Raw genomic sequence first — 23,810 nt, forward strand, 5'->3', positions numbered from 1 at the left:
CGCCATTTTCTTGCAGATCGCTTTTCGCGAACCAGACAAAAATGCGATGCTGAAATGAACTGACCGGGGTTATATCAAGCAAAAAAGCCAGCAAACAAATATATATATGGGATGCACTGCATACAAAATTCTTATGAAGGCCACAGCGCGTCAGTCGCTCATGAAAATTCTAATAACTAAATTAAAACAATATGTTGAATAAAAGCAAACACAAATTTCTGTTCTTATACAAGCCAGAAAACACGGCGTTAATGAAACGCCGTGCTCAAAAAATCTCTCTGTCCAGACCCGTTAAGGAATAGGATCAAATTTCAGTTCGGAAAGCGGAACAACCTTGTCCGTTCTTTTGATCTTATACTCCGTATCAGGCCCAAGCCACTTATCCCAGATCTGGTTGAGTTCACCCGACTGATCGAGTTTCACCAGAACTTCATTGACCTTGGCGAGCAGCGCTGGCTCATCTTTTTTCATGCCAATGCCAGTCGGCTGATACAGCATTGGCTCTTCGATCATGCGCATTTCTGCGCCTTTGGTCTTCGATTCATTAACGATCTTTGTCGTGGTCATGGTATTGGCCACCAGACCACGCGCTTTGCCTTGCTGAACCGCTAGATAGGCCGATCCGGTATCTTGGAAAGTCAATGGCGTAGACTTGTTCAGGCGGATCGCCATTTCCGATGTTGATCCCTTGGTCGATGCGAGACGAACGCCTTCAAAATCGGCTTTCTTCTGGCCCGGATCATCCGTTTTGACGATAAGCATTTCTTTGGCGATATAATATGGATCACTATAAGCAATCTGTTCAGCGCGGCTCAGTGTATAAGCGAGGTTCGCAACTGTCAGATCGACGCGACCGAGCCGGACTTCCGGTACACGAGCCTCAACAGAAATTGGTTTAATCTCAGCCTGAACACCGAGTTCTCTTGCAATCGCTTTGCAGAGATCAATGTCAAAACCGACCATCTCGCGTGTTTTGAGATCAGGCGCAGAGAATGGCGGAACATCCGCATAAGTACCGCAACGCAACGTCTTTGAGGACAGAATATCGTCGAGCTGATCCGCGAACGCCGTTCCACTGGAAACGACCGCAGACGCCATAACACTCAGTCCCATTACCCATGCTGTAGTTTTCATGCGAACTCCCCTTTGTTGATGGATTCTCTATCGTGGTATCCTGTCGAAACCCGACACGCTGATCGCCCCGACTGCTCCTGTCAGAAAAATCAGTGCCGCAGGTCTGCGAGAAAGCGCTGCGCCCGTGCATGTTGTGGACGCGAAAAGAAATCATCCGGCTTTGATGTTTCAAGGATGCTGCCCTGATCGACAAACCAGATGCGATCGGCGACATCACGGGCAAAGCCCATTTCATGCGTGACGCACATCATTGTCATGCCATCCGCTGCAAGACTTTTCATGACACTGAGCACCTCGCCCACCATTTCCGGATCAAGAGCACTCGTCGGCTCGTCAAACAGCATAACCGGCGGCTCCATTGCCAGTGCGCGGGCAATCGCGACACGCTGCTGTTGTCCGCCAGAAAGCTGTGCAGGAAATGCACCAGCCTTGTCCGCGAGACCGACACGATCCAGAAGCTGCTTCGCTTTTTCCCGTGCAACAGCGGTTGTCACACCTTTGATCTTAATCGGCGACAGCGTGATATTGTCCAGAACGGAAAGGTGCGGAAACAGATTAAAGCTCTGGAACACAAAACCAATACGGCTGCGCAAACCATTGAGTTCTTTGGCACTCATAGAACGATGAATATCGTTACCATCACAAAGAATGGAGCCGCTGCCAATTTCCTCAAGCCTATTTACTGTGCGGATAAGCGTCGATTTTCCAGAACCCGAAGGTCCACAGATGACAACGACTTCACCGCGGGCAACTTCAGCATTGATGTTTTTGAGCGCCTGATACTCGCCATAGTTTTTGGAAACATTGACCAGCTGGATCATTGGCTCTTGAGCAAGTGTTGCGGTAGCGTTCATGACGGTTGATCCATAATTGCTTTAAACTGAGCCTTTTCGGCTGTGGTGTCCTTACCTTCGCCAGCGCGCTTGCGGGTAATCCGGTTTTCCAGAATGATTGCCATTCGGGTCAGCGACCAGCAGATGACGTAATAGATGGCTGCCAGAATGAAAAACACCTGGAATGGCTGGGTCAGCAGCTGGTTGTTAATCTGGCTGGCTGCGAAGGTCAGGTCAGGCACGTTAATGACATAACCAAGCGTTGTATCTTTGATGGTCGAAACGAAGACCGAAAGAATGCTCGGAATAACATTGAAAAGTGCCTGTGGCAGGATGACATAACGCATCGCGCTAAAGTGACTGTGGCCAAGCGCGCGTGACGCTTCCATCTGTCCCGTCCCCAGAGCCAGAATGCCTCCGCGCACCACTTCACTCAGAAATGCACCCTGATAAACCACAAGGGTTACAAGCATTGTTACGAAGCTTGGAACATTGGCACCCGTGAGCAGTGGAACCAGAAAATAGCCCCACAGAATGAGCAGCAGCAGCGGAACGCCTCTTGTGAAATACACAATCGCCGTCACTGGCCAATTAAACCACGGTGACTTGGACAGACGCGCCATTGCGAACACGATACTGACCGGAAACGCTAACACGATTGCGAGAACAGACAGGATCAGAGTTGCCGCAAGGCCACCAATAGGTCCGTTCGGATACTGACCAATCAGAAGAAGCAGCCAGTAATCCTTGATGATGTTGATAATATCGCCAATCATGAGCGTGCTCCGCGTACGGGATCAGACTTACGTGCGATATATTCACCAGCCGACATGATGATGAGCGAAAAGAACAGATAAAGCACAGTCGCGATCAGATAGGTCTCGAACGTGCGGAAGCTGAGATTTTCAATTTCCTTGACCGCATAAGTCAGTTCTGCAGCACCAATCACAATTGCCAGACTGCTGTTCTTAAACAAAGACACAGTATGATTGATCAGCGCTGGCAGGGCATTGCGCACGCCCTGCGGAATCATCACATAGCGCATGGCAGAAATGTAGCCGTGCCCCAGCGCTCGCGCTGCTTCCATCTGACCGGAATGAACCGATCGCAAGCCGGAACGCAGATCTTCGCTGAAATATGCAGCCTGACACAGGCCAAGCCCCACAACTGCAAAAATTGCTTCGGCATTATGCTCGTTAAGCCAGAAGGTAACTGCCTGCGGCATGAGCGTGAAAATGCCGAAATACCAGAGCAACAACTGCACAAGCGTTGGTACATTTCGGTGATAAGAAACATACGCAACAACGATGGCATTACCAATACGCCCCGGCGCATAACGCAGAGCCAGCAAAAGCACGGCCAGCGTCATTGCAAGAAGCCACGAACTCAGGGCAATGATCAGCGTCATCTTTATGCCGCGCAGCAGCATATCGATATATTCACCATTTCCCAGAATAGCAGAAAGATCGAAGCCGCTCACTTCAGCGATCTCCATCCTGAGGTTTCGCTGTTTGCAGACCGCCCATCACCTGAAGCGTTGGGGTAATCTCCATATGGCCGATATTCACAGCCACAGGCGATGCGATTGCGAATGCGATAGCGTTGGCAATATCCTCAGCCTGCGGCAGCTCAAACCCGTCAATGAATCGTTCGCGGATTTCAGGGCTGTCTCCATGCACGTGGGCAAAAATGTCCGTTGCAACGCGGCCCGGGCAGATTTCTGTTACACGAACACGCTTACCGAAAGCATCGATGCGAAGCTGGTTAGACAGCATGCTGACGCCAGCCTTTGTCGCATGATAGGTGGAATTTCCACCGAAATTGTAAGCGCCGGCAATAGAAGAAATATTGATAACATGCCCGCGATCGCGCGCAACCATGCCCGGCACGACCAGACGACAAAGATGCAGAACAGCACGAAGATTCACATCAACCAAAAGATCAATATCGCCGTCTTCCGCTTCGAGGAATTTCTTCGGTTTATCTACACCGGCATTATTGACCAGAATATCGAACTGCACATTGCTGGTGAGTTCTGCAAGGGCTGCTCTGTCGGTCACATCAATCACATGAGCAACGCACCCCGTTTCCGCTGCCAGTGCCTTCAGAAGCTCTTCACTTCTGGCCACCGCATGAACCTCAATACCTTCAGCGCTGAGGCGTCGGACAATCGCGGCACCGATGCCGGAGGAAGCGCCCGTAACAAGCGCGGTCTTGTAATCGGAAAAGGACATATGTTTCCCCTTTTTTTGGTTGAATGAACTTAGCGGACGATTCATTCCAGCGATAATTCCTATTATCTCTGGAGGGATAAGTTCCGCTTATGGAGGTGAAGGTGAATTGTAAATATCTGTTATTTCTATGCTTTTCTTATGAGGTTGGTGCCACCGATTGCGGCGAAAAGGAAAAAATATGAAAATCCAGTGCTGCAAAAAGCCATTAGGCGACTTGGAGTTGCTTAAAAAGCAGAAACATGAGAATCCCCACCCCAGTAAGTTTGTGTACTCTGCAAAGCGGAACACCAACATTTCGCGGCAAACGATATTTCGAGAGTTAGGCCCATGGATATCAAACGTCTGAGATCTTTTGTCGTTATTGTCGATACCGGAAGCATAACGCGCGCAGCCGACATTCTGCATATTGCCCAGCCCGCACTGAGCCAGCAACTTGCCGGTCTGGAAGAGTTTTTTGGCGTTAAGCTTCTGATCCGCAGCCAACAGGGCGTTGCCATGACTGATGCGGGCGAACAGGTCTATCGTCATGCACAGATCATTCTTAAACAAATGGAACTCGCGCAGTCGGATGCGAAAGCGGCGGGACAGTTTTTGGCTGGCAAAGTTTCGGTCGGACTGACACCATTCAGCAGTGCTTCAACGCTTTCCTTTGATCTGCTGAATGAAACGCGCAAAAGATTTCCCGGCATCGTTCTACATTTGACGGAGAGTGTCGGGCAGACCTACAGCCAGATGCTGATGAACAACAGGCTGGAAGTCGCACTCATTCATGGTGCAGGGCCTATGAAAGGGCTTCGTTTTACGCCACTCATTGCAGAAGAGTTCAGGCTGGTCGCTCATGAGAAATTCGCAATAGCGGAAGATGACAAGCCTGTTGCAATCACGGAGCTTGATGGACTGCCGTTCCTGATGCCGCCAGCCTATAATTTTGTTCGGCGTGCTGTAGAAACAGCCTTTTCCCGCAGCCGTGCAAAACTATCGGTAATCGGTGAAGTTGAGGTTATCAAAACTCTGTCTCATGCAGTTTCCAGCGGAATTGGCCTGACCATTATGCCAAAAGCGATTGCAGAGCGTATCGCTTCTGAGGCTGAAAACCCTGTTATCTGCTGCCCGGTTTCTCCGCGCATTGAAGAAACACTTTCTCTTTGTGTTTCTGAACATGCTCCACTTTCGGAGCCCGCACAGGCCGTACAGAAAATTCTGCAGGAACTGACAGAACGCCTCAAGTGAGTTCCTGCGCCCGATTGAACGGGCGCAGGTTTCTGTCACTTATTTGAGGTCATGGCAGAAAGTCGCAATGCGTGTGCATGCTTCTTTCAGACGATCCATGCTGGTCGCATAGGAAATGCGGAAGAACGGGCTCATGCCATAAGCCGCACCCTGCACAGTCGCGACATGCTGTTCATCCAGCAGAGCCATTACAAAGTCCGCGTCGCTTTCAATTTTGCGACCAGCCTTCGTGGTCTTGCCGATAATTTCGGCAATGCTTGGGAAGATGTAAAATGCGCCTTCAGGCTTGTGGCATTTCAGGCCTTCAACCTTTGCCAGTTCACCAAGAACAAAGTCACGACGCTGACGATAGATTTCGGCGCGCTCTTTCAGCAGATCCTGAGGGCCATCAAGTACAGCAGCTGCTGCTGCCTGCGTAATGGTCGATGTACCGCCGCTGTTCTGACAATTGACATTGCTGATACCAGCAATCAGATCGCGGGGGCCGCCGCAGTAACCCAGACGCCAGCCGGTCATTGCATAGGCTTTCGACGCGCCATTCACGGTAAGGACGCGATCATACAGACGCGGTTCAACTTCAGCGATTGTGCAGAACTCAAAGTCGTCATAGATCAGATGTTCATAAATATCATCTGTCATAATCCAGACATGCGGATGACGCAGCATCACCTCGGCGATTGCAGCCATTTCCTGTCTTGAGCAGGCAGCACCAGTGGGATTGTTAGGGAAATTCAGGAAAAGCCACTTGGTTTTAGGCGTAATTGCCGCTTCCAGATCCTCTGCGCGCAGCTTGAAGCCATTTTCCTGACCGCAATTGACTGCAACAGGGATACCGCCTGCAAAGCGAACAATATCGGCGTAGCTGATCCATGACGGCGCAGGAATTACAACTTCATCGCCGGGATTGCAGGTCGCCATAACAGCGTTGAAAATGATCTGCTTACCACCACCGGCAACGAGCACCTGATTGGATGCATAATCCAGACCGTTTTCACGCTTGAACTTCCTGACGATTGCATCTTTAAGGGCGTTAGTGCCGTCGAGTGGCGGATATTTGGTATCGCCTGCAAGTGCAGCAGCATGAGCAGCCTCAATAGCGTGCGGTGGCGTTGGAAAATCCGGCTCGCCCGATGAAAGCGAGACAACATCAATGCCCTTAGCTGCAAAATCTCGTGCACGCTGGGTCATTGCTGCGGAAGCAGATACGGAAACATTTTTAAGACGATCAGCTAAACTAGGCATTTCAGACAGCTTTCAGTAAGCGTTAACGCATATGTTGGAGTGGTTTCAGGCGACGATCGCGCGGGCAGGCGCGAGCGAAGCTCCCGATTTTTCGATTTCATTTCGGACGATAGTAGCCAGTTCAAGCGAACCGGGCGTATCGCTGTGCACCAGAATAGACTGGGCTGGCATTTCAATGATCTGACCATCAATGGTCTTGACAGTTTGCGACTTCAGAAACTGGCCAACGCGCTGGCGCACATCAGCCTCGTTTTTAATGACGGAATTCGGTATGCCGCGCGGCACAAGCTGGCCTGCCGCATCATAAGCGCGGTCAGCCAGAAACAGCTGAAGCGTACGCAGCTGATTTTGCCTGGCAGCAGCCTGTATTGCCGAATTTGGCATGCAGAAGACAATCAGTTCCGCATCGAAAGCCCGGATGTCCTTCATAATAATATCGGCGAGTTTCGGGTCACGGCTGATCATATTACCCATCGCAGCATGGAAGCTGATATGCGAAACAGCGACATCTTCAGCCCGGGCAATCGCAGATAAGGCGCCGAGTTGATAAAGCATGATCTGACGCATTTCATCAGTATCGATTTGCATCTCCCGGCGTCCGAAGCCAAGTCGATCAGGAAGTCCTGGATGCGCACCGATACCCACGCCACTGGCTTTGGCAAGGCGAACCATACGCGTCATCGTGACTGGATCACCCGCATGAAAGCCGCAGGCAATATTGGCCGATGAAACGACATTCATCAGCGCCGCATCATCACACAACTGGTAAGGGCCGAAGCCTTCGCCCATATCAGAATTGAGATCGATCTGCATCGTTACCTCTGTCGTTCGGGCAACCGTAAACCCGGTCGCACTTATGATTTCTTTGCAATTGTTCTCAGCGATTGGCTCAGCAGCGCAGATGTCGCACGAATATCATCGATATAGGCCTTCAATGCCTGCTCGACTGTGCGGGCCTCAGCGGCGCTTGAGCGCATGAAGCCCACATGGCTGCCAATACGCGCCTGCCCCATCCGCCAAAGATCAACCTCAATAACACCAGCGATCTTCGGATATCCACCGGCCGTATTGGCATCGCTCATCTGAATAATAGGCTCGCCCGCAGGCGGCATCTGAACCACACCGGGCACAACCCCATGCGAACGCAGTTCGACAGGCGAAGAAAGCAGAATAGGTTCACCATTCAGGCGATATCCGGTTCGGTCGCTTTGAGATGAAATCTTCCAGTTTTGCGCCCAGAACCGTTCAGCCTCAGCGCCAAAAAGTGCATATTCAGTCGATGGGACAGCACGGATCACCAATGTGCCATCGCTTGCCACGGGGAAATAATCCGCGAGAGCAATATGCGGTGGTTCAACGCCGAAATCATGTGCGGGCAACAAGCCGCCTTCAGGATGATTGATTTCCAGACAATCGCCCGTTTGCAGAAAGCGCCCTTCATGGCCGCCAAAGGCTCCGCGCAGCGACGTGCTGGCAGACCCCAACACCGCATCAACTCTAATGCCACCGGCCACGGCAACATAAGCACGGGCGAATTTTTTGGCGGCCGACAGTTCAAGAACCTGACCTTTTTTAATCGGCGTCATCCACCAGCCGGGCAAGCTTTCGCCATCAAGTGTTGCACTGCAATCGGCACCGGTGAGCGCAATCACCGTATCGCAATCAAATGCAATTCGGAACGGGAATGTCTGCACCTCAATGGCAGGCGCGCCATCATCATTTCCGACGAGCAAATTGCCAATGACAAGTGCCAGACTATCCATAGCGCCGCTGGAAGTTACGCCAATATTGCGGAACCCGAAGCGGCCCAGATCCTGAACAGTATTGAGCGGATTGGTTTGGAGAATACGGATCACAACTCAATCCTTTCAGGAACAAAGCGCACCCTGTCACCGGGCGCAAGAATTGCCGGTTGTGATTTCGTCGGATCGAAAAAAGTCGTTTCCGCAAAACCGATAGAATGCCAGCCATTCGGCCCGGTCAGAACGGAAACACCCGTCTGCATTCCGCCAATAATGACTGTTCCTTTTGGCATTTTCAGTGATGGCACGGCTTTGCGCGGGGTATGAATGCGACTATCAAGACCGTGGAGATAACCAAATCCCGGCGCGCTTCCGAGTGCCAGAACCGTAAAGTTTCCTTCATGATGAAGGCGTACCACTTCGTGATCGCTCAAACCGGAATGATCGCAGACTGTCTTCAGATCGATTGCGTGTTCGCCACCATAATGAACCGGAATTTCCACCAGTTTGCCATGCAAATCAATTGCCGCACTTTCTTCCCACAGCGAGAAGAGACGCGCATAAACAGCCTCTTCGTCTTCCGGCGTTTCATGCAGAATGACCAGCAGATTGGTCACTCCGGGCACCAGTTCCCGAACATCAGGGCAATTTTCCAGAAGCTTTGATACCGCCCATATGCGACGCTGCGCAGCCACATCAAAATCGCCCGGCGCTTCAATCAGATAGGTACGGGTGCCAATAACCGACACGCGCGGCTTATCCGCAGATGCGTCACTCAATATTGCAGGCGTCGGCAAGCTGTGTTGTTTCACGGCACTCATGATGTCGGCTCTACTTTGAAAAGAGGATCACCAAACCCAACCAAATCACCGGCTTTGACAAGAATATCCGTCACGATCACATCCTGTACTGAACGCGATGCAACAAGCAGGGGACCAGTTTTGACAAATCCGACAATTTCACCCGCCCGGATTGTCGTTCCTGCTGCAAAAGGACCATCGCTGTAATAGGGATGACGTTCGACAAACCGCCCGACACAAGGAGCAAGCGGCGCTTTAGCACCGGAGGTTTTGAGTGGAACGGCCACAATGGGCTGTGCCTGCGAAGCGCTTTCACTGCGGCTGATTTTGCCAGATGCCTGCAAACTGATGCTGATACTTTCTCCAGTATCAGTTTCAATTTCGACTTCCGACACACCCGCTTGCTGCAACCAGCAGGTAATCTGTTCGAGCACCTCTAGCGATGTGAAATCGTCCACTATCCCGTTCGCCGGATGTTTTGCATCCTTGCTCATTGTTTTCTCTCACTCAGCCATTTTTCGAGGTGATGAATATCTGTCCCGCCTGCGCAAAATGCGGGATCGGTGAAGATTTCCCTGTGCAGTGGCAGATTGGTTGAAATACCCTCGATATGAAACTCATCAAGCGCCACGCGCATCCGGCGGATCGCTTCTTCACGCGTCGGTGCATGCACAATCAGTTTAGCGATCATCGAGTCATAATGGGGAGAAACCTTATAGCCGGCATATGCATGCGTATCGACCCGCACCCCCGGCCCGCCGGGAAAACGTATCGAGCTGATAATTCCCGGTGATGCAGCAAATGTATAAGGGTCTTCCGCATTAATACGGCACTCAAAAGAATGACCATTAACCGCAATTTCGTTCTGACCGAACTCAAGCTCAAGCCCTTGCGCGACTTTGATCTGCTCGCAAACAATATCGATCCCGGAAGTCATCTCCGTTACCGGATGCTCCACCTGCAACCGTGTGTTCATTTCGATGAAATAGAACTGGCCATCCTCGTACAGAAACTCAAATGTCCCAACGCCCCGATATCCGATCTGAAGACACGCATCGACACAGCGCTGCCCTACAGTCGCAGCAATATCTGCCGGAATGCCCGGTGCAGGCGCTTCTTCAACGACTTTCTGATGGCGGCGCTGCATTGAACAATCGCGATGACCCAACCAGACAGCATTGCCATGCTCATCGCACAGGACCTGAATTTCAACATGACGCGGATGCTGAAGGAACTTCTCAATATAAAGCTCCGGCTTTCCAAATGCACGGCGCGCCTCTTCGCGCGTTACCGAAACCGAATGCTCCAGTTCTGAGGCCATGTGCACGACACGCATGCCGCGTCCGCCGCCACCGCCTGCTGCCTTGATGATTACCGGATAACCAATCTCATCAGCGATTGCCTTGATGGCGCTCACATCATCCGGCAGGGCTGCATCCGGCCCCGGCACACATGGCACACCCGCTTCAATCATGGCCCGTTTGGCGGCAATCTTGTCACCCATTGTGCGGATCGCCGATGCGGGTGGACCAACAAATACCAGCCCGGCCTTTTCAAGTGCTTCCGCAAAATCGGCATTCTCGGAAAGGAAGCCATAGCCGGGATGGACAGCCCCTGCCCCTGCTTCGCGCGCCGCAAGCAGAATGGAGGCCCGATTAAGGTAACTTTGCGCAGGTGCCGATGGGCCGATACAGATAAATTCGTCTGCGGTTTGCGCATAGACGGCATTGCGATCTGCCTCAGAGCAGATCATCACAGTTTTAATCCCGAGCGTGCGGCATGCCCGCTGAATACGCAACGCTATCTCGCCGCGATTTGCGACCAGCAATGTATCAAAACGGGCTGCCGCCGGAGCATTATCATGATCAGGTTTCGGCATCACACGATCTCCACAAGCGACTGGCCAGCCTCGACCTCATAACCGTCTTCTGCCATGATGCGCGTGATCTTCCCCGCTTTGGGCGCGGCGACGGTGTTAAAGACCTTCATGGCTTCAATAATCAAAAGCGCCTGACCAGATTCGACATGATCCCCTTCTTCCACAAAGGGACGCGCACCCGGATTGGGACTGCGATGCAACAGACCAAACATTGGCGCAGCAACAAGAACGGCTTCGTCAGCACCAGCGGCCAGCTTGCCAGTTTCCACAGTAACAGGATCAGCCTGCGTTGGAACGACATCCGGCTTAGCCGCAACGGCTGCCTGAGATTTTATAATGCGCAAAGTCACGCCACGATCTCTGACAACGAGTTTTGACACGGATGAGCGTCCGGTAAACTCAATGAGCGCTTTGATCTTCTGCAGGTTCATGCTTCCGCCATTCCAACAACTGAATGAGGCCGGCAACGTAATGCGACCTTTATGACGGCTGATTATTTACATAACGCATGCATGAATGGGGGCAAACAAAGTTTCAATGACACAGAAACACATGCGTTGGTGAATCTGCGTCCCTAGAATGCAAGACATAATTTGCCTTTATTGAATATAATTTAGCACTGTTATCCCGCCCACCTTTCTGTTGGCTTTTTCTAGATATCAGGGTCAATATGAGAGTTTGTGGAGCAGATCTTAAGAACGGATGCGTACTTGAGGCACCGTTACCTTAATCAAAGCGTAAACGTCAGCAGCGATAATAGGGTATGATAGAACCTCGTGCCTCGCTTTATCGTCGCCATCGTTATCCAGCTGAGATTATCGCGGAAGCTGTCTGGTTGTATTTCCGCTTTCCACTGAGCTTTCGTATGGTCGAAGATATGCTGGCTTATCGTGGGATCTTCGTCACACATAAGACTGTGTACGAATGGGCTGAGAAATTCGGACGGACCTATGCCAGTAATATCCGTCGCCGCACACCACGCCTTGGTGACAAATGGCATCTGGATGAGGTTGTCATTACGATCAAAGGTGAGCATCACATTCTTTGGCGAGCGGTTGATCAGGATGGTTTCGTGATAGATGTTCTGGTCCAGAAACGCCGCAATACCAAGGCTGCCAAGCGTTTCATGCGCAAGCTTCTCTCTGCTCAAGGCTGCGCACCGCGGGTTATGGTCACCGATAAATTACGATCTTATGGCGCTGCCAAACGAGCTATAGGCCTTAGCGTTTGCGATCATCGCCAGCATAAGGGTTTGAACAATCGGGCAGAGAATTCGCATCAGCCGATCCGACGACGCGAGCGTGTTATGAAGCGCTTTAAATCGGCGCGACATGTGCAAAACTTCACGTCGATACATGATCCGATCTACAACATATATTACTTCCCCCGCAACCAATTCGACGCTGCCGATCATCGTGAGTTACGACAGGCCGCCACCAACATGTGGCGGGAAATCGCTTGCCTGAAGTCCGCATGACAGATGCATCAAAGAATGAGTTACGTCTGCACTCCCGTTAAAGTAACAGTGCCCTATAACCCATAAACTCGGAACCACGATCAAAGGTAAAACTTCGACGCGCGGGATAAGGCAGTGCAGCAAAGGCCTGAATGATTTTATTCATGATAGGCTTTGAGAAGTGGTTCGGTTTGTCTGAACAGTTTCGGGCGTTTTGTTAAGTGGACTTCCGCCTCGCTTATGCCGCCACCATCATTGGTGTCAGCGCGTTAAAGTAGACCTGATCCGGTGTTTGTCGGTCAAGCGATGAATGTGGGCGTCGGCTGTTGTAGAAATTCAGATATCTGCCGATGCCAGTGCGGGCCTCGGACACGGTTTTGTAGGCGTGAAGATAAACCTCTTCGTATTTGATTGATCGCCAGAGCCGCTCGACAAAGACATTGTCCCGCCACGAACCCTTGCCATCCATCGAGATGGCGATCTCTGCCTTTTTCAACACGTTAGTGAAGTCGATGGACGTGAACTGTGATCCTTGATCGGTGTTGAATATTTCCGGCTTTCCATAGCGGTCCAGAGCTTCCTCAACCGCTTCGATGCAGAAGTCCGCCTCCATCGTTATCGACAGTCGCCATGACAGAACCCGGCGGCTGAACCAGTCGACGACAGCGCACAGATAGACAAAACCACGAGCCATCGGAATATACGTTATATCCATTGCCCACACCTGATTGGGTCTGGTGACCGCTAGCTTGCGCAGGAGATAGGGATAGATTTTATGCCCTGGCGTTGGCTTGGAGGTGTTTGGGCGACGGTAAATCGCTTCAAGGCTCATCTTCTTCATCAGTGTTGAGACATGCAGCCGCCCAACCTCAAGCCCTTCTCCTTTCAAAAGCCCCTGCAACATCCGACTTCCCGCGAATGGATATTCCAGATGCAATTCATCGATCCGGCGCATCAGTGCCAAATCGCCATCCGATACAGGGCGCGGTGAATAGTAGACACTGCTACGGCTGAACCCGAGGAGCTTTGCCTGTCGGGCGACCGAAAGCTTGTGAGCGCGGTCGATCATTTCCTTCCGCCCAGCAATCCCGCCTTGCTGAGCGCTCCGGCTATCGAAGCGGGGACCGTGGCCCCAGTGGGGCCGCGTAAGCCCCAAGCGAAGCATCGTTCTCCAGAGTTAGCTCACCGATCTTGGCATGCAGCGTTTTAACGTCGACGGTTGGCTCTGCTGGTTCCGCCTTGGTATCGTGGCCGAAAACACCGATCGCCCCCTCAAGAAGCTGATCTTTCCATTGCTTTATCTGGTTCGCGTGCACGTCAAACTGCTGGGATAATTCCATTAGCGTCTGCTCGCCTCTGATCGCAGCGACCGCAACTTTTGCCTTGAAAGCTGGGCTATGGTTTCGGCGTGGTCGTCTCGTCATGGTATCTCCTGTTCCCGGCATCTAAGCCGAACTCAGGCAGAATTTCCACTTATCCTAGCTGTGCAGATTTCCCGAGCCACTTCTATGTTCAAGCTTTTGATCGTCGACCGCATTGACTTAAGTGCCGAGGGACTAACCGCAGGCGTATAGCCACAGAAGAACTCGTCTCGCTGCGCATTCGCTACACGTCGCGGTCGGAACTGATACCCGAGGAAGTCGAACACGACATTCGGGTATCTCCCCCTGCGCCTTTGGTCTTTGCAATAGATGATCTTGGTCTTTGTCGGATGCATCTGAAGCCCGCACTCTGCCAATCGAGAACCAAGCTCCGCCTTGAGAGCTTCTGCTTGTTGTTCACTGTGGCAGTGCACGAGACCGTCATCCGCATACCTGCACCATCGCAGGTCAGGATGCGTCCGCGTCATCCACAGATCAAATGCATAGTGCAGGAAAAGATTCGAAAGGATTGGGCTGACCACGCCCCCTTGCGGAGTACCGCGCGTTCGCTCAATCCCCACTCCGTTCTTCTCCATCGGCGCCGTCAGCCATCTTTCGATGTAGAGCAGAGCCCACTTGCATGTGATGTGCTTTCTGACCGCCTTCAGCAATAGATCGTGTGGAAGATTGTCAAACAGTCCCTTGATGTCGAATTCCACAACCCAGTCGTACTTCCAGCACCGCTGACGCGTCACTCCGACGGCATCCAGCGCCGACTTTCCCGGCCTATATCCGTAAGAATCCGGAAGAAAGATGGGCTCCAGATCCGGCTCAATCATCTGCTTGACCACCATCTGAGCAATCCTGTCGCTGACGGTTGGCACACCCAAAACCCTTTCGCCTCCAGCCTTCTTCGGAATGGAGACGGCGCGCACCGGTGGCGGAAAGTAGGTCCCTGAGGACATCCGATTCCAGATCTTGTAGAGATTTCCCGCAAGATCTTTCTCGAACATCTCCAGAGTCTGCCCGTCTACCCCGGCCGCTCCATGGTTGGCTTTGACCGCTTTGTAAGCTTCGTACACTTGTCGTTTCTCAATTCGAAACGGCTTGTCCGTCGTACCTATCGAAGTCATCCTGTTTCCAGTTGTTCCAAACAATACGACCACCTGATCCGACCCCTTTGCTCCGGCTCCATTACAGGGCCCTCAACGCTCATACGGGTCGGTCCGCCCCAGTCTCCTGCATCGGTACTCTCGCCTTGCGGTTTGCTCCGCTTGAGCTTCTTCCTTTGCATCAGGAGCCTGGTTCCTGCAGTTCCGCGTGAAAGCCTATGTCCAACTCACGCCCCCTCTACGCCGGCCGCCACCCGCCCAGTCATCAGGCACCCGGCGGACTTGTCCCAGGATGACGAAACGGTCCTGGTTTTGACGACACTTAAGTTCATAACGACGCGTCTTCGAAGGGTTCACTTTCGTTCGTCTTTTGGACATGCACCTGCTCGGCTCTTGTCCGAACGTTTCATCCGACGCTCACCACCACGGCTCTTTACCGCAGCAGCTCGGACTGGTTTGAGACCTACTCCTGAAAGCCGATCCCGGAGGGCCATCCTCCATCATTCACGCAGCTTTACGCCACGGTATTAGCTCATATTGAACTCCTTCCGCCGCTCTGCAGCACACTTTCATCGATGAAGACGAGCCGCGCCGGATCGAGATCGAGTTGGTTGTCGAACCAGGACTGGCGCATTTCCGTAAGATCAGGACGGCTTTGCTCTACTGCATGGCCAGTCTTTTTTTGCGAGTCTGGCCGTGCCGGACAAGAAAACGGTGTAACGCTGACTTACTGATAACAATACCTTGTACAGCCAGTGCATCACGCAACTCGAACAAGGTGCCGTCCCGATGCTCACTGAGCCACATCATAATCAGATCAGCGTGGGCTTCCGTCTTGTGGGAATGACGGTCTCCACCAAGGGGCCCGGGATAAATATTCCCCTTTTCAATTTGCAAGTTCCGCCAACGACTGACGCTCGCCACACCAACGCCAAACCGTTCGGCAACTTCTCGATGCGATGCACCAGCCGAAACGGCAGCGAGAACTCGGGTGCGAAGATCAACAGAAAGGGCCTTTGACATATCTGCCGACCTCCATCGGCAGATAGTTTGAATCAGAAACGAGCTGATTTGCAAAGCCCATCCGATTCATCCAGAGAGGGAAACGCTCTAATGCGCAATAACGGGTGCATTGAGCACAATCGAGAAGGTTGCGGCCATCGAAAAAATTAACACAGTCGGTTCGGATCTGGCGAAGAATATATTTGTACGACATGAGAGTAGCGCGAGTCTCAGTTTTATAGGAGTGAGAAATAGCCTGTATGTTGAGTTTCGCCTGATTTTGAGTCGTTCTCCATTCCGAGTTAACTCGTATCAAGACACAGATCCAGTTTAAATTCCGGCTGAATTCAAAAGCATCAACCAGATCGTCAAACTGTATGGGCAATTTGCTCTCACAAACCTTTTTCACGACTTCATTTATAATTTTTAGGACGTTGACGTGATTGCATAGCTTTGCATCTTTAACGTTTACACTATTATTCAACTAGGAATATCTCAAGGCCGAACTTACAACTTTTTTCCGTAATAATTTGAGACTGCCTCAAACACACGTAATTTGCAAAAATTACCTCAAAAATCGTAATACACCTAGGTGAAACAGTCTTCCGAGTTCTATTCTAGACGTGATTGCCTCTTCCAGCGCGCGATAATTATTGCAATAAACTAATCGAGACATAGAATTATTTCAATTTTATAATAATCATTGGCTATCTCCAATGAGTTGGATGGGGCGGAATGCTTGATAACAAAAGCGCACTGTCGCGACATGCGGTCGATATAAAAGGTTCAGGCGATAATGTGCTTATATTCTCGCATGGATATGGCTGCGATCAGTCAATCTGGCAACCTATTTTGCCGTTATTAGGATCTACCGGACGCACCGTTGTCTATGACATCACTGGAGCAGGTGCGTCGGACATATCTCACTTCGATCCTAGGTTTCGTCATTCCGAACTCGATGGTTACGCCACGGACTTAATCGAAATCTGCGATGAGCTTAACGCGCCCCGCCTCACCTTTATTGGCCACTCTGTCAGTGCGGTGATTGGACTAATTGCGGCAAGCCGTCGGCCCACCATGTTCGATTCCCTTATCCTAATCGCGCCATCACCCTGTCATCTGAACTTCACTGATTACCAAGGTGGCTTTGAAAAAGGACAACTCGACGATCTACTCGAACTTATGAACGATAACTTTTCAAATTGGGCAAATACCGTAACGCCGATCATCATGGGTTATCCTGATCAACCTGCGCTTGCTCAAGAGCTGTCAGGCAGCTTTTGCAGGTGGAACGAAGGCATTGCCAAGCATTTCGCGCGTTTAACTTTCTTGTCCGATTCACGCGATGTGTTAGATCTTGTCAAAGATGACTGCCTCATCATGCAATGCGAAAATGATTTAATCGCTCCTGATTTCGTCGGTAATTACATGTCTGAAAGACTTGCCTCATCGACATTGGTCAAATTAAAGACGCAAGGCCATTGTCCCCATGTGAGCAATCCGCAAGAGACGGCAGAGCTAATTAATGAATATCTGCGGCATGGTATAGAGCGGATCCCGCATGTCGCATGAACAGCTCGACTCGCCTAACCTTATTGATCTAACGGCGCCTGTGGGGCTGGTTATAACCGATGCAAACGGGCAAATTATTGCAGCAAACCCCTATTTGATAGCTATGCTCGGCTTAGGCGCGTCCGAAACGCTCATCGGGAGTCAGATTCAAGACATTCTCGCACCTGCTGCTAAGCTATATTTTGGAGCATATCTGCAGCAGTTGATCCACCTTAATGGCGGCTTTACAGAAGTTGCTCTCAAGGTTGCGTGGGATAAAACCGGCTCGCAGGACGTATTAATCAGCGCTGCGTGTCACCCAGACGGTGTGACCTACGCAATTTATCCGGCTCTGGCCCGAAAGGACCGAGAGCGGGAATTGTCTGCTATGAGAGAACTTACAGAGACTAAGAACAAGTTATTAATGCAGATTGAAAACATCGCTCTGGTCGGGGCATGGACGTTGGATTTAGCGACCATGGACATGATATGGTCCGATGCCGTTTACAAAATATACGAGATTCCAGTTGGTAATCGTGTAGATCTCGATACCGTCTTAAGTTGCTACCCAGAAACAACGCGCAGCGAAGCCATGGGGAAGATTGACCAAACCATAAAGCTTGGCGAAGCATTCGACTTTAAAAGCGAATTTATCACCGTGAGCGGTAAGAAACGCTGGGTGAGATCAGTGGCAGAGGTTGAATATTTGGCGGGAAAGCCGGTTCGACTGTTAGGGGTATCACAAGATGTGACAGATCAGCATTTGGCTCAAGAGAAGCTATGGCAGCTCGCGCATTACGATCCGTTGACGGGCCTTGCCAACAGAACGTTGTTCCAAAGCGTATTCAATGATGAATTGCAAAAAGCTGCAGAAAATCAAACTGATGTATTTCTGATAATGATCGACCTCGATGGTTTTAAGGTCGTCAATGATGCGCTGGGGCATGGTGCAGGCGACATTGTCTTAAAAGCGATCGGCAGGCGAGTTTCTGCAATCCAAGGTTCCCGTCTTTGCGGGCGACTTGGAGGTGACGAATTTGTCGTCATTCTCTCAGAGACTACCCAGTCTGATGCGCTAGAGTTTGCAAATGAGGTGCTCAGAGTTGGCAGAAAACCAATTACTGCCGTAGATCACGAGTGTGCGGTGAGTGTTTCGATCGGTATCGCGAGTTTTCCAACCAACGGTCAAGCGACTAAAACACTGCTAAAGAGGGCCGATCTTGCTCTTTACGAAGCAAAGAAATCAGGAAAAGGGTTGGCAGTCCAGTTTCACGATCGCCTGGAAACAGAATTTGACGCTAAGCAGGCCGACCTTAATATTGTTCAACAGGCAGTCACCGGTGGAACACTGAAGCCATACTACCAGCCAAAATTGGACCTTGCTAGTGGTACATTAATTGGATTTGAAGCACTCGCTCGAATTGAAGCGTCTGATGGCACCATTTTGACGCCAGGTGCCTTTGCATCAGCCTTTACAGATCAAGGTGGGTCACTTCTTATTCATAATGCGATCCTTGACCATTTGCTGCGCGATCTGCGGAATTGGCTTGATCGAGGATTAAACCCGGGCATCATTAGCTTCAACTTGAGTGAAGCAGCTTTAAGGCAACCGGATTTTCCGTCCAACTTCTTGTATCAAGTTGAACAAGCAGGAATACCCAACACCAGCATTATGATTGAGATAACAGAGACCGCTTTTCTCGGACATGACACCGACAAAGTCAAAGCCGCTTTGGCGCAACTTCAAGATAATGGTTGTAAAATAGCGCTCGACGATTTTGGAACAGGTTTCGCATCGCTTTCCCATTTGCGCGATTTCCCTATCGACAAGATCAAAATTGATAAGTCTTTCATTCTCGGCTTAGGAAGCCATGACGGAAATGACGCGATCGTAAGCGCAATTGTCAGCCTCGCTCACAGACTTGATATGAAGGTGATTGCTGAGGGCATTGAAACCGAAGCTCAGCTCAGCTACCTGCTGGAAAATAGGTGTGACGCTGGACAGGGTTACTTTTTCAGCGAAGCCGTTCCAGCCTTTGATGTGATCTCCTTGATTCAAAAACTAGCACGCTCGGACGAGAAGTTTTGTCGCAATATTTATAAGCGCGATCAATGACGCAATGGAGGATCGTGATTACAGCATTGCCTTCATGGTTCGACCATTACAATACTCTTCATCCTCATAAGGCTATAGGTTATCGTTCACCCCGTGAATTCATCGCGGATCAAATCAACACGTAAAATTGTCCGATCTTTCGGGGGCAACGACACTCATTGATTGACATAGCAAATCGGCAAGTTGAATGCGTGTAGCTTGCATTGCGGAAATTGAGGCGAAAGCCTCGCCGGATTTGTGGTGATACCCGAGTTAATCACCGACACCGACCAACGACCGCCAGTCGACAGCTTGCGTCCGCATCGTGGCGTTTTCTCGCGGTCCAACCGCTATACAAACATCTGACGTGGAACAGCATCTTCCATATATGAAACCAGATCAATTGTAGTAGCTACCAAATGAGAAGTACTTGTCACAACCCGCTAACCAACGGGTTGTGAACGCTTGTAGCACCATTCGCCTTATTCAGGAATGACTGCTCCAATTGCTTTCAGTCCCGCCACTGCACACTCTGCGTCAATCGCTCCTGTGGGTGCTCCACCTACACCAATGCCACCGACCAGAGCTTCACCAATTTTAATCGGCAAACCACCAGCTTGAATGACCATGCGTGGATCCATATCCCGCATGCCTGAATTTTCCTGTTGTGCGGTGATAAAGCTGGCAAGTCCAGCCGTGTCGCGACCCAGCGCAGCAGAAGTAAAAGCCTTACCTTCAGCACTTGAGCCAGTATGCGGGCCAGAATTGTCAGCTTTCAATAAAACCTTGGTGTTGCCATCGCGCGCGACGATCGCGACACTCACATTGCTGCCTTTGGTAGCGCACGCATCTAACGCTGCCTGTGCTGATTTAACCGCTAATTCAACTGGCAAATAAGAAGTGGTTGGCAGTTCCTGCGCTATCGAAGTGACGGGAAGAAGAAATACTGATGTAAATAAGAGGCCACGGATCATAGTTTTACTCCATTTTTCATGAGAAACTTAATTGCATGATCTTTATATTTTTAGTGATATTAACAAAAGGTTTTCTTCTAGCATTATTCGATTAAAGCACCGGCTATATTAGTATTTTTATCCGCGATAATCTTCGCAATAAAGCCTATCACTTGGCGGGGAGGTGATTATAATTTTAATATTTTATCTATAACCAAGATTATCAAGGCTGATTTTGGCTATAATTATCGCTGTCCCAGCTTTGGAAACTATCTAGACTGGCGTCCTCTTATGACATTCCTTTTCTTTAGCAAGGCCTGTAACAGCAACCTCAATGCACGTTCCCTTCACGAAATCATAGTAGTAATTAGCAACATTATAGACGTGGCGCTGATCTTTTGGCTTTTGAAATAACGTGCAGATGAGGCAGAAAACCGGACCGTAGGGACCTTTCGGGTAAACATGTCATCAAGAATATGAGCGGTACGATGCGCAAACATCTATCGGCGCAGAATATTATCCGCATTGCAGACGCTTACGCGATGTGCATTGCAATGCTGCGATCTCCGGCCGCGAGCGACTTGCCACATCTTTATAAAAAGATGATCAAAGGAATTTTCCTCGATACTGGCAAGAAACACCTTAAAGGTGGCACTTCTCTTTCAGCTGCCAGTGACGAGTTAAAAGCATTCCGCCGCGACAGCCGTGAATCGAAGGCAATCGATAACAAATTCGAGCCGAAAAATTCAGTGTTCGAGAAACTGAAAAGTGTCATATCATTCGATTATGAATAGATACGGCCTACAGTTGATTTTTGAAAATCTGTCCATCCTTCATAATCACGAGTAATTTGTTGCTCGGATCAGCGAGCAGTGCGATATCAGCAATCGGGTCACCGTCCACTAAAAGCAAGTCAGCAAGTGCACCTTCTTCAACAACACCCAACTTACCCGGATAAGGATTGCGCCGGTCAGATAGCGCTAAAAGCTCGGCATTGTCTGTGGTTGCCATTTTAAGGACTTCAGCAGGCGTGTACCACCGCGTCATCGTCGCGAGTTGCGATCCCTGCTGTGCGGCGCGTGCGGCATCAAAAAGGATGTCCGTGCCAAAAGCAACTTTTACACCGTATTTCTTAGCCAACTTATATGCATTGTCTGTACCGGCACGAACTGCCGCTGAACTCGCCTGTCCATCGCCATGTGCGTGTTGGTTTGCATTTTCGTCATCAAGAAACGGCTGGAGGCTCCACCAGATCCCCTTCTCAGCCATCAATTTTACGGTCTCTTCATCTGCAAGCTGGCCATGATCAATAACCTTGACACCAGCTTCGATAGCATTGCGGATGGGCTCCGGCGTATAGGCGTGAACCGTTACATAGGTGCCCCAATTTGCAGCAGCCTCTACCGCCGCACGGATCTCTTTCACACTTAGTTGCACAGTATCAAGCGGACCATAGGGCGATGACACGCCGCCGCCAGAAACCACTTTAATCTGGCTCGCACCTTGCAATAATTGCTCACGCGTTCGCTTTCGTACTTCATCCGGTGAATCAACTATAGCAGACATGCCCACACGTTCTGCGTAACTCAATGCTCCTGATGGTGATGGTATTTCAGACAACATACGAAAATCACCATGACCGCCTGTCTGAGAAATCATAGCGCCGGATGGCCAAATGCGCGGACCCGGGATAACGCCTCTGTCGATGGCCATCTTGAGACCAAACGACGGGCCACCTAAATCTCGAACACTGGTAAAGCCACGCATTAAAGTTGCTTCAGCCTCAGCACCGGCCAGCAATGTAACGAAGTTTATGGGTGCAGTAGTTGCCACCGCCATGGAAGGGGCAACCATGAACGTGTGCCAGTGCGCATCGATGAGACCTGGCATCAGTGTACGCCCTTCACCGGCAATCTTGATCGCAGTATCATCCGCCACGATCGGATCAGCGGAAATCTTGGCGACTTGATTGCCCGTGACAAGTACGTTCATGGGAGATGTCAACTTCGTGCCGTCGAAAATTCGAACATTCGAAAAAATGGTTTCCGGTTGTGATGGCGTTTGCGCTTGTAGCGCAGTTACCGTGAGGAACACCTGCACTGAACTTATCAGCATTATCCCAAGTGACTTTAGCATCTAATTTCCCCGAACTATTAATCCATATGATTTGTCATTCCCAAGTCATGCCAGTTGGGAAGCCGCACTAAAAACGATATGTAACCCCGAGCACAGGGCCGCTAAATCGAACGTCATAGACGTGGCCATGATGCTTATAATCGACATCCAGCACTTTATAGCCAGCGGACATCGATAGATTTTGAGTGAGCGTATAATTGACCGTAGACAAAACAGACCAGGTCAAATCAGAACCGACGCTGAATCCGCCGATATCTGCCTGCGCTTGCAGGGACAGCCTGTCTGCCAGATTGACAAATACACGGGACCCAACCACGGGATCAACCCAACTGAAGCTCTCGTGATAACTCTCTGATCGTCCTAAACCGCTTGCGGTGATTTCGTTGGAGATATGCCAAATACGGATGCCGCCCAGTGCATCAAGAGTAAGACCGCGAACATCGAAGACGCGATACCCCCCTTGAAGGGTTCCCATAAATTGCTTTGTGTCTAGATTTCCTTTTACATCTATCGCTGGCAGCTGAGACGTTCCCGGAAATCTGTAAGTATCACTGTCTGTTGTATCGGTGTACATCACATTCGCAGAAAGCACGAAGCGGTCATATCGGCCCCAAATATTTACGAAACCTGCAACATTGAGCCCATCCCGGCCGTCTGAGAATGAACGATCTACTCCCACTGTTGGCCCCGGCCCAAATGGAGAAACCGCTCCTTTCAGCCCAGTTGCCCAAATATAGGGTGTAATTTGCAACGCGAAGCTTGGGCGTGCTGTCCGGAGCTCAACGTTCGGCTCATTATAGACGGCATCTGCCGCATAAACATTTTGCGGAAAACATATCGCCAGTCCGAATATCAAAACACGCCAATTCAAAATGATGCCCCTTCCCCACAAATACCGCCTTATGAAGCGCTGAAACCAACACTGCAATATTCAAAATAAGAAGTCACAGATTCCTAAGCAGAATACAATGCCCTTGAAAGCGTGTTTCTCTGTGAAATAAGGCGAATTTGATCGGCATTTTATCACTTTCATTTGCAAATTTATCGTCA

Annotated in this window: 21 protein-coding genes and 4 pseudogenes; 6 read left to right on the forward strand and 19 right to left on the reverse strand. The window is 50.5% G+C overall.

Going from position 1 to position 23,810, the window contains the following annotated elements; genetic code table 11:
• Window positions 1-291: 291 nt before the first annotated feature.
• From ACOZHT_RS22665 to ACOZHT_RS22685, 5 genes are all read right to left on the reverse strand, one after another.
• Window positions 292-1,113 carry an ABC transporter substrate-binding protein gene (locus ACOZHT_RS22665; RefSeq protein WP_421566740.1) on the reverse strand — a complete coding sequence of 274 codons (822 nt, stop codon included), beginning with the start codon at window positions 1,111-1,113 and terminating at the stop codon, window positions 292-294.
• Window positions 1,114-1,223: 110 nt separating this feature from the next.
• Window positions 1,224-1,988 (reverse strand): amino acid ABC transporter ATP-binding protein, encoded by a 765-nt coding sequence (locus ACOZHT_RS22670; RefSeq protein ID WP_421566706.1) that lies wholly within the window; start codon window positions 1,986-1,988, stop codon window positions 1,224-1,226.
• Entirely contained in the window at window positions 1,985-2,743 is a 759-nt protein-coding gene (locus tag ACOZHT_RS22675; protein ID WP_421566707.1) for an amino acid ABC transporter permease, read from the reverse strand. The genes ACOZHT_RS22670 and ACOZHT_RS22675 overlap by 4 nt, the downstream gene beginning before the upstream one ends.
• The gene (locus tag ACOZHT_RS22680; RefSeq protein WP_421566708.1) at window positions 2,740-3,447 is read right to left on the reverse strand and encodes an amino acid ABC transporter permease; all 708 of its coding nucleotides are present in this window, start codon (window positions 3,445-3,447) and stop codon (window positions 2,740-2,742) included. Before ACOZHT_RS22680 ends, ACOZHT_RS22675 begins: the two co-directional genes overlap by 4 nt.
• Window position 3,448: 1 nt before the next feature.
• The gene (locus ACOZHT_RS22685) at window positions 3,449-4,201 is read right to left on the reverse strand and encodes an SDR family oxidoreductase (RefSeq protein WP_421566709.1); all 753 of its coding nucleotides are present in this window, start codon (window positions 4,199-4,201) and stop codon (window positions 3,449-3,451) included.
• A 327-nt stretch (window positions 4,202-4,528) separates the two neighbouring features.
• On the opposite strand from ACOZHT_RS22685, the gene ACOZHT_RS22690 reads away from it, so the two are divergent.
• Complete coding sequence (locus ACOZHT_RS22690) at window positions 4,529-5,431, forward strand: LysR substrate-binding domain-containing protein (protein WP_421566710.1); 903 nt, start codon at window positions 4,529-4,531, stop codon at window positions 5,429-5,431.
• 39 nt (window positions 5,432-5,470) lie between these two features.
• On the opposite strand, the gene ACOZHT_RS22695 is transcribed toward ACOZHT_RS22690, so the two are convergent.
• From ACOZHT_RS22695 to ACOZHT_RS22725, 7 genes are read right to left on the reverse strand one after another with little or no spacing between them, the layout of a single operon-like run.
• Complete coding sequence (locus tag ACOZHT_RS22695; protein ID WP_421566711.1) at window positions 5,471-6,673, reverse strand: pyridoxal phosphate-dependent aminotransferase; 1,203 nt, start codon at window positions 6,671-6,673, stop codon at window positions 5,471-5,473.
• Between the two features lie 45 nt (window positions 6,674-6,718).
• On the reverse strand, window positions 6,719-7,486 hold the full coding sequence (locus ACOZHT_RS22700) for a LamB/YcsF family protein (protein WP_421566712.1): 768 nt from the start codon (window positions 7,484-7,486) through the stop codon (window positions 6,719-6,721).
• Between the two features lie 41 nt (window positions 7,487-7,527).
• Window positions 7,528-8,529 (reverse strand): biotin-dependent carboxyltransferase family protein, encoded by a 1,002-nt coding sequence (locus tag ACOZHT_RS22705; protein WP_421566713.1) that lies wholly within the window; start codon window positions 8,527-8,529, stop codon window positions 7,528-7,530.
• Entirely contained in the window at window positions 8,526-9,236 is a 711-nt protein-coding gene (gene pxpB, locus ACOZHT_RS22710) for a 5-oxoprolinase subunit PxpB (RefSeq protein WP_421566714.1), read from the reverse strand. The genes ACOZHT_RS22705 and pxpB overlap by 4 nt, the downstream gene beginning before the upstream one ends.
• A complete protein-coding gene (locus tag ACOZHT_RS22715) occupies window positions 9,233-9,709 on the reverse strand; it encodes an acetyl-CoA carboxylase biotin carboxyl carrier protein (RefSeq protein ID WP_421566715.1) in 477 nt (158 codons plus the stop codon). Before ACOZHT_RS22715 ends, pxpB begins: the two co-directional genes overlap by 4 nt.
• A complete protein-coding gene (gene accC, locus ACOZHT_RS22720) occupies window positions 9,706-11,094 on the reverse strand; it encodes an acetyl-CoA carboxylase biotin carboxylase subunit (protein ID WP_421566716.1) in 1,389 nt (462 codons plus the stop codon). Before accC ends, ACOZHT_RS22715 begins: the two co-directional genes overlap by 4 nt.
• The gene (locus ACOZHT_RS22725) at window positions 11,094-11,525 is read right to left on the reverse strand and encodes an acetyl-CoA carboxylase biotin carboxyl carrier protein (RefSeq protein ID WP_421566717.1); all 432 of its coding nucleotides are present in this window, start codon (window positions 11,523-11,525) and stop codon (window positions 11,094-11,096) included. The genes accC and ACOZHT_RS22725 overlap by 1 nt, the downstream gene beginning before the upstream one ends.
• 332 nt (window positions 11,526-11,857) lie before the next feature.
• On the opposite strand from ACOZHT_RS22725, the gene ACOZHT_RS22730 reads away from it, so the two are divergent.
• Complete coding sequence (locus tag ACOZHT_RS22730; protein ID WP_421566718.1) at window positions 11,858-12,571, forward strand: IS6 family transposase; 714 nt, start codon at window positions 11,858-11,860, stop codon at window positions 12,569-12,571.
• A 46-nt stretch (window positions 12,572-12,617) separates the two neighbouring features.
• Here the strand turns inward: ACOZHT_RS22730 and ACOZHT_RS22735 are convergent.
• The 4 genes and pseudogenes from ACOZHT_RS22735 to ACOZHT_RS22750 form a co-directional block, all read right to left on the reverse strand.
• Window positions 12,618-12,740, reverse strand: a pseudogene (locus ACOZHT_RS22735) (IS30 family transposase); the annotation flags it as partial.
• A gap of 48 nt (window positions 12,741-12,788) precedes the next feature.
• Window positions 12,789-13,974, reverse strand: a protein-coding gene (locus ACOZHT_RS22740) for an IS3 family transposase (RefSeq protein ID WP_421566719.1) whose coding sequence is annotated in 2 segments (ribosomal slippage) — window positions 12,789-13,713 and window positions 13,712-13,974 — 1,188 coding nt in all. Because the reading frame shifts where the segments join, the coding sequence is not laid out codon by codon here.
• Between the two features lie 83 nt (window positions 13,975-14,057).
• Window positions 14,058-15,044: pseudogene (ltrA, locus tag ACOZHT_RS22745) on the reverse strand (group II intron reverse transcriptase/maturase); the annotation flags it as partial.
• 544 nt (window positions 15,045-15,588) lie between these two features.
• Window positions 15,589-16,046: pseudogene (locus tag ACOZHT_RS22750) on the reverse strand (helix-turn-helix domain-containing protein); the annotation flags it as partial.
• A 714-nt stretch (window positions 16,047-16,760) separates the two neighbouring features.
• Between ACOZHT_RS22750 and ACOZHT_RS22755 the strand changes: the two are divergent.
• The 3 genes and pseudogenes from ACOZHT_RS22755 to ACOZHT_RS22765 all read left to right on the forward strand — a co-directional run.
• Window positions 16,761-17,597 (forward strand): alpha/beta fold hydrolase, encoded by an 837-nt coding sequence (locus tag ACOZHT_RS22755; protein WP_421566720.1) that lies wholly within the window; start codon window positions 16,761-16,763, stop codon window positions 17,595-17,597.
• The gene (locus ACOZHT_RS22760) at window positions 17,587-19,692 is read left to right on the forward strand and encodes a putative bifunctional diguanylate cyclase/phosphodiesterase (protein WP_421566721.1); all 2,106 of its coding nucleotides are present in this window, start codon (window positions 17,587-17,589) and stop codon (window positions 19,690-19,692) included. Before ACOZHT_RS22755 ends, ACOZHT_RS22760 begins: the two co-directional genes overlap by 11 nt.
• 14 nt (window positions 19,693-19,706) lie before the next feature.
• Window positions 19,707-19,817, forward strand: a pseudogene (locus tag ACOZHT_RS22765) (integrase core domain-containing protein); the annotation flags it as partial.
• 336 nt (window positions 19,818-20,153) lie between these two features.
• On the opposite strand, the gene ACOZHT_RS22770 reads toward ACOZHT_RS22765, so the two are convergent.
• The gene (locus tag ACOZHT_RS22770) at window positions 20,154-20,645 is read right to left on the reverse strand and encodes a GlcG/HbpS family heme-binding protein (protein WP_421566722.1); all 492 of its coding nucleotides are present in this window, start codon (window positions 20,643-20,645) and stop codon (window positions 20,154-20,156) included.
• 467 nt (window positions 20,646-21,112) lie between these two features.
• Here ACOZHT_RS22770 and ACOZHT_RS22775 point away from each other — a divergent pair, with 467 nt between their 5' ends.
• Window positions 21,113-21,418 (forward strand): hypothetical protein, encoded by a 306-nt coding sequence (locus tag ACOZHT_RS22775; RefSeq protein ID WP_421566723.1) that lies wholly within the window; start codon window positions 21,113-21,115, stop codon window positions 21,416-21,418.
• A gap of 7 nt (window positions 21,419-21,425) precedes the next feature.
• Here ACOZHT_RS22775 and ACOZHT_RS22780 read toward each other — a convergent pair whose 3' ends face one another.
• Both ACOZHT_RS22780 and ACOZHT_RS22785 read right to left on the reverse strand, forming a co-directional pair.
• A complete protein-coding gene (locus ACOZHT_RS22780; RefSeq protein ID WP_421566724.1) occupies window positions 21,426-22,616 on the reverse strand; it encodes a metal-dependent hydrolase family protein in 1,191 nt (396 codons plus the stop codon).
• 211 nt (window positions 22,617-22,827) lie between these two features.
• Window positions 22,828-23,631 (reverse strand): opacity family porin, encoded by an 804-nt coding sequence (locus tag ACOZHT_RS22785; protein WP_421566725.1) that lies wholly within the window; start codon window positions 23,629-23,631, stop codon window positions 22,828-22,830.
• Between the last annotated feature and the right edge of the window lie 179 nt (window positions 23,632-23,810).

It is taken from the genome of Ochrobactrum sp. EDr1-4, from assembly GCF_049199085.1.
GTDB lineage: Bacteria > Pseudomonadota > Alphaproteobacteria > Rhizobiales > Rhizobiaceae > Brucella.